The following is a 9,082-nucleotide window of genomic DNA, read 5'->3' as shown; positions in this document are numbered from 1 at the left end:
GAGTAGAGTAAAGTGAAATTGAAGCAAGTATTTATCGGGGCATTACTATCTACATGTGCACTTAGTGTATCTGCAAATTCTGCGTTTAAAGAGCCTAGTGATGCAATTGAGTATCGCCAAGCTGCATTTTCTATGATTTCAGTTCAAATAGGCGATATGGGTGCTATGCTTAAGGGTAAAATTCCTTTTGATGCAGAGCAATTCAAACAGCGTGCAAATAACGCGGCGGCATTATCTAAAATGCCTTGGGAGGCATTTTACGCAGGCACTGAAAAAGGCGATACATCAGCACTTCCTGCGGTATGGTCTGAAAACGATACTTTTATGAAAAAAGCGACAGCGTTTCAGCAATATGCTGATGAACTTGCTGTAGCAGCTCAAACAGGTGACAAAGCGGTCATTGGTAAAGCATTTGGTGCATGGGCTAAAGGCTGTAAAGATTGCCATAAGCAATTCAAAGACTAATAAACACTGTGTATTAAACAATAAAAATGGCGCTGTATTAGCGCCATTTTTTTTAACTAAGCAGATAACTTAAAGGTTCACTTCCCCAAGTACTCATAATTAAAACCAGTAATAGTAAAAATAAAACCCATGCAATCCATGGTGACTTTGTCTCAGGCTCTGAGCTTTGTGTTGCCAGTGCTTTATTACCGGTGATCATAGCTTTTACTAAAGGCTTGCCTTTTATTTTATAAGCAATAATAGCCACAACATGCAAAATAATCGCATAAAATAAAATATCAAAATTGATATGATGCAGCCAGTTAGCGAAATCAATCGTATCACTCGATACATACTGCGCTAACGGGCCATCAGTTAAAATACCATCACTGCTCATTAAACCACTAACCAGCTGCGTAATAATCAGTATAAAAAATAATAACACCATATAACTGCCTGGTGCAGAATGGCCTACATCATTTGTTTTTTTGCCACTAAAAGAAGCAAGCACCGATTTAGGAGAATGCAGTAATGCCGATATTCTTGCCGTTTTACTGCCTATGAGACCCCATATAATCCGCGTTGAAATAAGCGCTAAAGTAAAAAAGCCAACCACAAAATGTAGCTCTATCATGCCCTCTTCAGCACTAAAATAAAGCGCAGCAATACTCAATACTAATAACCAATGAAAGCTTCTTAAAAAGCCATCCCACACTTTTACCTTGAACATTGCACCTTCCCTAAAAAACAGTATCATCTAAAACGCTAACTATTTTAGCATCTTAATCTTAAGGTATCCCGATGAGTCTTTCTACTATTACACAGAGTAAAACACATGCAGTCCATTAAAAAACCGATACTAAAAGGCTTTTTAGATATGCTGCCATTATGTTTAGCCGTTATTCCTTGGGGTATTTTATGTGGCTCGTTGGCAATACAAAATGGCTTTACTCCTTTTGAAACTCAAGCTATGTCGCTATTGGTATTTGCTGGCTCGGCTCAACTGGTTGCTATTGAGTTAATGGCTGGTAATACCCCTCTGTTAACCATTTTATTTACCACATTTATTATTAGCTCTCGTCATTTTTTATATGGCTTGGCGGTTCGTCACAAAGTGATTGAGCAACCTATGCGTTGGCGCCTTCCAGTCAGCTTTGTATTAACCGATGAACTATTTGCTTTTTCGCATCATCCTCGCGCCTACCAGACTAAAACGCGCCTAATTTACGCGCTCAGCGCAGGCTTTAGCTTTTACATTGCTTGGAATATTTGGACACTGTTCGGTATTTTAGCCGGTACTATACTCCCTGATCTCACCAATTTAGGACTCGACTTTGCGATTGCTGCAACCTTTATTGCTTTGGTTATCCCAGGAGTTAAAAATTTAGCCACACTTATCACTGTCATTGTTGCAGGGATCTGTGCCACTTTATTAAAAAGCACAGGCTTTGAGCTGTGGTTGGTATGCTCAGCACTACTCGCGATGAGTGCAGGTTACGTTGTAACTAGAATAGTAAAAAATAAGGACACTAAATCATGATGACGACTATTTTACTTATGGCATGTATTACCTTTTTTACCCGTTATTTATTCTTACATCGCGCGCTACCATTTAAAGTAGGGCCTAAAATGCAGCAGTTTTTGAGCTTTAGTGCACCTGCGGTTCTAACAGCGATTTGGGTGCCTATTGTATTTATAAATGATGGTGGCATTAATCTAAATTGGCAAAATCCTTATTTAAGCGCAGCGATTGTAGCCATTATAGTTGCTTACAAAACACATAATATTTACCTAACCACACTTGCTGGTATGGGGTTATTTTTGATTTTAAATTAACAGTAACGCCATAGCAGTGTTCACTATTTCGACTTTGTTAATCACCAAGCAAAGGTTAGACTATGCCAAATAAACAAATAATAGCTTAATAATATGCACCCATTTCATCAACTAAGTGCAACTAGCCTGCAAGGCCAACCTATCGATTTTCAAGAGTTTGTAGGTAAAGTTGTGTTAATAGTAAATACTGCAAGTGAGTGTGGATTCACTTATCAATATAAGTCATTGCAAGCATTACACGAAAAGTATGCCTGCCAAGGTTTAGTCATTATAGGTTTCCCGTGTAACCAATTTGGCCAGCAAGAACCCGGAGACGCGAATCAAATAGCGCAAGGTTGCTTAATCAATTACGGAGTTAGTTTTTTAATCGCAGAAAAAGTGAACGTTAATGGTCAGCATACACATCCGGTTTTTCGCTATTTAAAATCTGTATTACCGGGGTTGTTAACACGAAAAATTAAGTGGAATTTCACAAAGTTTTTGATTAATTCAGATGGCTCACCTATTAAGCGCTACGCGCCCTTTACTAAACCTGAAAAACTAGAAAAAGTAATTGAAAAAGCATTGCTCGCAGCTAAAGTTTGAGGCTTAAAAATTATAAAGAGGCATAAAGCCTCTTTATTACCAACCCACAGAGCTTTAAATACTACCTAAGTAGCAGTTAAAAGCTAATATGTCGGCACTGATTTGTACTAGCGACAACCTAATCAATATAATCGTTTAAGTCATCTTCACCTAGGTTTTTACGCAAGCGTTTTTGCTCAAGGTAATCCTCTAACTTTCTTTTCACCTTTTGCTTTTTCTTGTCGTGTTGATTACGCCCGACCATTTCGTATTCGTCTTCAACAAAATCATCATCTAGCGCATCGTAACTAAATGTCTTACCCACAACCCACTCCATAAAGTGTTTGAGACCAATTACGGATTCTTGTATCGCGATAATTGGTGAAATTAAAATGTTCAACGCAAATTCATTGTACAAATTTCCGTCAAAATAAAGCCACATCGCTATCCTAAATAGTCTCTGTGTCAGTATTGTGAATAAATAGCGCTAAATTTGAATTGTGGAAAGTGAGAGTTTTTTATCGTATCGATAAATTTTATTTATTAGCATTTAATTGTTGGTTATTTTGACCAAATTTTAGCTTTTTCAATGACTTTACTTTCAACTTCAAAGCAGCTTAAAAATCACAAACCACTGTTTTTAAACACTAAAAACTATTGGCACCAAACTTGTTATAAGTTAATTATCATCAGCAAAAAACAGAGAATAAACATGAAAGAATTATTATTAGTTAGCGCAATTATGTGCGCCCCCGGCGCCATGGCTCATAACGATAACAGCTCTTCAATTTCATTTAGTAACGACGAATGTAACGTTGTATTTAAGAACGATGTGCGCATCAAACCTAATGAGTTAGAAATTGTTAAAGCCAATAATCAGCGCATGCTATTTACCGCTGAAGGTGAGCTGTCTATCAATGGCGAGCAAGTAGCATTAAATAGTGCACAGCGCCAAGCACTGACCAACTACACAGATAATTTACGCGTGCAATTACCTGAAGTGGCCAATATTGCCCTTGAAGGGGTTAAAATTGCAGGTGTTGCATTAGAAGAAGTCGCCAATGCATTTAATATTAATGGCCTCGATAACATTGCAACCTTGATGGACGATATTCAACAAGAAGTAGAGGGTACCTTTTACCAACAAGGTACATTTGTCATGGGCCAGCAAAGCTTCACTCAGTTTGGTGAAAACTTTGAACAGCAGTTTGAACAACAAATAGAAACTGCCGTTGAGTCGGCCGTAATGCAATCAATGGGCAGTATTTTAGTAGCATTAGGCTCTGAGCTAATGGGTTCAGGTGGCGATATGCAAGCCTTTGAAGAGCGCATGGAAAATATGGGCGCACAAATAGAAGAAAAAGTAGAGCTCCATGCAAAAAAACTTGAACAGCGTGCAAATACACTGTGTGGTGACTTTATTGAAATCGCACAACAAGAAATTCAACTTACTGCGCAAGTGCCTGCATTAAAAGGCTATGAGTTATTTACTATAAAACAGCACTAACTGCTCAGCATTTTAATTAATCTCCCTTTGCGGCATTTGCTTTTAAGCTATGCCGCATTTTGCGTTTTTTACCCCACCAGTCCCATTTAACTCAAATAATAGACTGTTGAGTGGATCTGCTCTTGCTGTGCAGAGGCATTTTGTGGCTTCATAGTAAAATACAAACCAAAGTATAATCTTCACTTCGCTCTAGATCACATAGAATGCCGTTCGAGCTGATGATTGTAAGCCCAAATTGCAACATATTAAAACCACTCCTTTTTAAGTTTTAAATTCTGAGGCGGTGCGATCCCCAGTTAGACGCGTTTTAAAACGCAACCAGCTCCAAAGTGCCTAGTAACCTAGGCACTTTTTTTATAATTTAAAAGCCTAGCAACACTCTTTTTTATCGTTTATTTTAACGCTCTTCTCGGATAAATAATTAACCACCTATAAATAGCATGTTAAATCTTTGAATGAAGTAAAACCCACCCCAATAATACAAAATAATTTAATCTGAATAACTATTCAAAATAATCTATTTATAAACATATTAAAATAAAAAAACTGAAAAAAACCCCATGCAAAAGTGATATAGCACACAAACATAATGAATAAATATACAAATATCAAAACAAACGCCATTAAATAGCAAATCAAAAAAACACTTTCAGATTAAAAAAACTAATACTTCACCAGCAATTTTTATCGCTTTATTTTTAACCAACCTACGGGCAAAATGCACACGTTTTCAACAGACACAACCTTGGAGCGAATACAATGAACCCAATTAATACATTAAACCAAACAGCCACAACTCACGTTGCAGTTAAACCAACTAATCGCAAAGCGAGAATGTTAGCTAAACTTAACCGTTACGGAAAAAAATTAGCACTTGGCGGTGCAATTCAATACAAATAGTCACCCAACCATGATTTTTGTATTGTTGCAGCAAACACCCAACCACTAAATGAAGTTTCTTCTTTAGCTCCATCTGTTTGCTGCCAGCTCCCTCCTCATAGCTAAAAATCATCTTTAATTTTCATAATTTACAAAAAAAACCTCATTTACGCTCACTTTTTAAGCAAACGATCTTTTTGCTATTTACACAGGCAACTCACCTAAGTATTATCCTGCATCACGACGTGGAGAGATGGCAGAGTGGTCGAATGCACCGGTCTTGAAAACCGGCAGGGGTTTATAGCCCCTCTAGGGTTCAAATCCCTATCTCTCCACCACTTATTTGTATTAATTGGTTTTTTCCGATTGATAACACGCTAAATAATGCGTCGGAGAGGTGTCCGAGTGGCCGAAGGAGCTCCCCTGCTAAGGGAGTATAGAGTTTGTAGCTCTATCGAGGGTTCGAATCCCTCCCTCTCCACCATTACTGAATATAAGCCACTTAATTGTGGTTTTTTTGTGCCCAAAAATAAGCTTTGCTGCTAATTGGGAGGGTGAGAGCCCTCGACTGGGTTCGATAAAGTGTCTGGAACAGTTTAGGCCGCTGCAAGCGTCGCGTAGCGATTGATTACATGGATGTAAGCAAGTCTATCCCTCCCTCTCCACCATTACTGAATATAAGCCACTTAATTGTGGTTTTTTTGTGCCTAAATTTTAACTCCGTTAAGAAATAGGGAGGGTAAGCACTCTCGACAGGGTTCGATAAAGTGTCGGGAACATTTTAGGCCGCTGCAAGCGTCGCGCAGCGATTAATTACAGGGATGTAAGTAAGTCTATCCCCCCCTCTCCACCATTACTGATTACAAGCCACTTAATTGTGGTTTTTTTGTGCCTAAATTTTAATAGCCTCTATTAATTTGCACTTTTTATAACGCAGTCGCAAGCGTATGCTAATAAATTAAACAAATTGTATGGTGTCACAACTTAGTGCATTATAAATGGTACTTTAAACCAGCTTAGGTTTAACCATGACGAAGCTAATATTACTACTGTATTGTTTGGGTGCCTGTGCTGTTAGCATGGCAAATGAAGTGACGGTTTATAAATGCACCATTAAAGGAGTGCCTACTTTTAGTCAAACTCCTTGCGCTGAAGACGCTCAAGTGATCACGCTTAGAAACGTCAACATCATGCAAACAAATACGCCACAATCTGAGAACACACCAGTTGCCGATACTTCTGTTGACGATTATCTAGCGGTGCAACAAATAGAGCGTGATATTGTGCAGCTTGAGCTTAAGATTAAACAATACCAACAAGAATACGCACAAAAAAAACAGCAAATCGATTACATGACCCAAGATAAAGCAAACCGCTTAGGGGCCAGCTCAATTGCGAATGCCATTACCACTGAAACGGCGGCACTTAAGCAGCGATTTGACCCACAAATCAAGCAAGCACAACAACAAATAGAAGCACTCACTCAAAAAAAACAGCAGCTTAGTCAGCAACCTTAAGTATGTGCTTCACAACATCAATAAATGTTTGTATCTCTGACTTTGTATTATATATGTGAGGTGAAACACGGATGCCGAGTTTACGCACATCAACACTTATTTTTGCAGCCTCTAATGCCGTTAATACACTTTGCTGATGCTCAGAAAACTGCAAAATAGCGGTGCCACTACATTGCTCTTTAGCGCTAGGTGACATTAAAAAAGCGCCCAATTGCTGCTGAATTAACTCAAGTAACATCAAGTTGTGCGATCTCACTTGTTCAACACCAAATTCAACAATATATTCAATACTATGAGCGGCAATAATATAAGGAAGTACCGAGGGCGTACCGCCCCAAAACCTTAGTGTTTTAGCGTTATATTGAAAATGCGCAATATCAAACTCGAATGGGTTTTGATGTGAAAACCAGCCAACATCTTTTGGTTCACATTGTGTTATTTGCTTTGGATTTACCCATAAATAAGCAGCTCCTGGCCCTCCGCATAGCCACTTCACACTTGAACCAATCATAAAGTCGGCATTTAACGCCGTTAGGTCTATAGGAATAACCCCTGCCGATTGCGCCACATCAATTATTGAGAGTGTATTCGTGACTTTACTCAGCGCCACAATATCGTTTATGGGAGCTTGTACACCCGTATTAGAATAAACATGGCTGACAAACACACCATCAATCTCTGGAGTTAAATATCGCTGCCATACCTGTCTATCACTCAAGTCTTCATACTCAGGGATGTAGCGTATTTTTGCACATTCAGGCAATGCTTTTTGCATTACAAACCCCATACTGGGAAAGTCAGCCTGCGCCATTAATACCGTACACTGTGGTTTATTAAATACGGGGTGTGACATAACCAATTTAGTTAAACCACTGGATAAATTAACCTGAGGACAAAATTGCTCACTAGGCGCATTAAACAACTGCCCTAATGCCTCAGTAAATCTTTCAATGGCGGGTAACCACTGTTGCCATGGCTCTTTTACACTTTCTTGCCAAGGAGTAAAAAAATGTTCAGTGGCATTTTCTAAGCTCGTTTTTAATGGGCGGCCAACAGAGTGGCTTAGTAAATAACAACCCTGTGGCATACAAAAATCATTTTTAGCCATATTAATTAATCCACTGTTTTAGCGTGTTTAAATCATCAAAGCGCGTATTTATGTCGTCACGCTTTGCAGCGGCACGCCTATCTCTTAACTTAGCTAATGAATCAAGCAGTACCGGTAGAGGAGGTCCACTGGCAGTGACTTTACTCATATGCTGTTGTTGCATGTGCTGTGATGGCTGAGCAATAAACTTTTCCACCAGCTGATTATGATGACCGATAGCGGTGTCGCCATGTAATTTACACACTTGAATAAATAGTTTGCCGTGCTTTTGAAACCACTTTGTATTTTTATATTGTTCGGCCTCTAAAAAATCATCCATTAGGCTTTGCATACGCATGGCTTCACGAAGTATTTGTTGATCCTCTGGCATCATATATAAAAATTTATCCACCAGCATTTGCGAGTAACTCGGCTCATTGGCACTGCAAAGCCCTAGCAGCATATCAATAACATTAATACCGGCAAAGTCTCCCGCATTTGCACCACGGTAAACCTCTTTACCTACCCTGTAAGGCTTGTAATATGGGCGTACACAATTAAAAAAACGTTCGGTGTCTAGCTGAGTGTATAAGGCGTTATTCGACGCTATTACATCCATTAATGCCGTTTTAACCACCTCAAGTAGTTCAGCCGTGACAGGGTGTGAAATGCCTAATGGCAGTATTTTTAATAAAGCATCACTCGCACGTTTATACGCTAAAATACCTTGGGTGTTGTAATCTAAAAAAAGGGCTTCATCATCAAGGTTTGTAAAACGCTTATAGGTGCCATTAATGGCTTTATTATGCGTGGTTAGATGCGCAGTAGCAAAACGAGGGGTTACTCCAATAGAAGCACCAATATGCATAGCAAGCGCCGATGCTTCAACTAATGGTGAGGTTGTTTCTCTGCTTGGCTCTGTGATCTCATGTCTACGGCAGGCCGCCATGAACAAACCAACATTACCAAGCAAATCGAATGCGCTATCAAATCCTTCGTCGGTATTACCTTCGGCTAATAAGTCGCTGATCAACGCATTACCTTGCTCCTTTAGTGCCAGCTTTAAGCTATCACCAACCCCCTCAACATTAGCCTTATCGGTTTGCTGCCAATAAAGCTGTTCTAATTGCGAGTTTAAGCTTACAAACTCTGATCTTATCCAACGGTCAAACTTAGCAGTAAAAGAACTCATGTGCATATTCCGGAGCATCGTGAACAGTGATTCCGGCCCATCGTGAACACCCGTTC

Annotated in this window: 11 protein-coding genes and 2 tRNA genes; 9 read left to right on the top strand and 4 right to left on the bottom strand. The window is 39.2% G+C overall.

Going from position 1 to position 9,082, the window contains the following annotated elements:
* Window positions 1–12: 12 nt before the first annotated feature.
* Window positions 13–465, top strand: coding sequence for a cytochrome c (locus tag QMA00_RS07530; RefSeq protein ID WP_013463699.1), 453 nt, complete (start codon window positions 13–15; stop codon window positions 463–465).
* Window positions 466–517: 52 nt separating this feature from the next.
* Here the strand turns inward: QMA00_RS07530 and QMA00_RS07525 are convergent, their stop codons facing one another.
* Window positions 518–1,174 (bottom strand): cytochrome b/b6 domain-containing protein, encoded by a 657-nt coding sequence (locus QMA00_RS07525; RefSeq protein ID WP_076922591.1) that lies wholly within the window; start codon window positions 1,172–1,174, stop codon window positions 518–520.
* 105 nt (window positions 1,175–1,279) lie between these two features.
* Here QMA00_RS07525 and QMA00_RS07520 point away from each other — a divergent pair, with 105 nt between their 5' ends.
* The 3 genes from QMA00_RS07520 to QMA00_RS07510 all read left to right on the top strand — a co-directional run bounded on the left by QMA00_RS07520 (window position 1,280) and on the right by QMA00_RS07510 (window position 2,865).
* Window positions 1,280–1,984, top strand: coding sequence for an AzlC family ABC transporter permease (locus QMA00_RS07520; protein WP_076922590.1), 705 nt, complete (start codon window positions 1,280–1,282; stop codon window positions 1,982–1,984).
* A complete protein-coding gene (locus QMA00_RS07515; RefSeq protein WP_016900234.1) occupies window positions 1,981–2,280 on the top strand; it encodes an AzlD domain-containing protein in 300 nt (99 codons plus the stop codon). The genes QMA00_RS07520 and QMA00_RS07515 overlap by 4 nt, the downstream gene beginning before the upstream one ends.
* 93 nt (window positions 2,281–2,373) lie before the next feature.
* Window positions 2,374–2,865 (top strand): glutathione peroxidase, encoded by a 492-nt coding sequence (locus tag QMA00_RS07510; RefSeq protein ID WP_076922589.1) that lies wholly within the window; start codon window positions 2,374–2,376, stop codon window positions 2,863–2,865.
* A gap of 118 nt (window positions 2,866–2,983) precedes the next feature.
* Here QMA00_RS07510 and QMA00_RS07505 read toward each other — a convergent pair whose 3' ends face one another.
* Window positions 2,984–3,169, bottom strand: coding sequence for a PA3496 family putative envelope integrity protein (locus QMA00_RS07505; protein ID WP_008108975.1), 186 nt, complete (start codon window positions 3,167–3,169; stop codon window positions 2,984–2,986).
* A gap of 387 nt (window positions 3,170–3,556) precedes the next feature.
* Between QMA00_RS07505 and QMA00_RS07500 the strand changes: the two genes are divergently transcribed.
* The 5 genes from QMA00_RS07500 to QMA00_RS07480 all read left to right on the top strand — a co-directional run bounded on the left by QMA00_RS07500 (window position 3,557) and on the right by QMA00_RS07480 (window position 6,747).
* Window positions 3,557–4,351: a YggN family protein gene (locus QMA00_RS07500; RefSeq protein ID WP_076922617.1), complete on the top strand. Its 795-nt coding sequence runs from the start codon at window positions 3,557–3,559 to the stop codon at window positions 4,349–4,351.
* 759 nt (window positions 4,352–5,110) lie between these two features.
* Complete coding sequence (locus QMA00_RS07495; protein WP_008113257.1) at window positions 5,111–5,251, top strand: hypothetical protein; 141 nt, start codon at window positions 5,111–5,113, stop codon at window positions 5,249–5,251.
* Window positions 5,252–5,477: 226 nt separating this feature from the next.
* A tRNA-Ser gene (locus QMA00_RS07490) sits at window positions 5,478–5,568 on the top strand.
* A 53-nt stretch (window positions 5,569–5,621) separates the two neighbouring features.
* A tRNA-Ser gene (locus tag QMA00_RS07485) sits at window positions 5,622–5,714 on the top strand.
* A 544-nt stretch (window positions 5,715–6,258) separates the two neighbouring features.
* A complete protein-coding gene (locus tag QMA00_RS07480) occupies window positions 6,259–6,747 on the top strand; it encodes an RNA-binding protein (RefSeq protein WP_076922588.1) in 489 nt (162 codons plus the stop codon).
* On the opposite strand, the gene QMA00_RS07475 is transcribed toward QMA00_RS07480, so the two are convergent.
* Together QMA00_RS07475 and QMA00_RS07470 are read right to left on the bottom strand one after the other, a co-directional pair.
* The gene (locus tag QMA00_RS07475; RefSeq protein WP_076922587.1) at window positions 6,731–7,855 is read right to left on the bottom strand and encodes an aminotransferase class V-fold PLP-dependent enzyme; all 1,125 of its coding nucleotides are present in this window, start codon (window positions 7,853–7,855) and stop codon (window positions 6,731–6,733) included. The two genes, QMA00_RS07480 and QMA00_RS07475, sit on opposite strands and share 17 nt — an antisense overlap.
* A gap of 1 nt (window position 7,856) precedes the next feature.
* Window positions 7,857–9,026 carry a monodechloroaminopyrrolnitrin synthase PrnB family protein gene (locus QMA00_RS07470; protein WP_036980786.1) on the bottom strand — a complete coding sequence of 390 codons (1,170 nt, stop codon included), beginning with the start codon at window positions 9,024–9,026 and terminating at the stop codon, window positions 7,857–7,859.
* Between the last annotated feature and the right edge of the window lie 56 nt (window positions 9,027–9,082).

The organism is Pseudoalteromonas sp. APC 3694 (assembly GCF_030407565.1).
GTDB lineage: Bacteria > Pseudomonadota > Gammaproteobacteria > Enterobacterales > Alteromonadaceae > Pseudoalteromonas > Pseudoalteromonas tetraodonis.
This window is presented reverse-complemented; position numbering and strand designations above follow the sequence as displayed.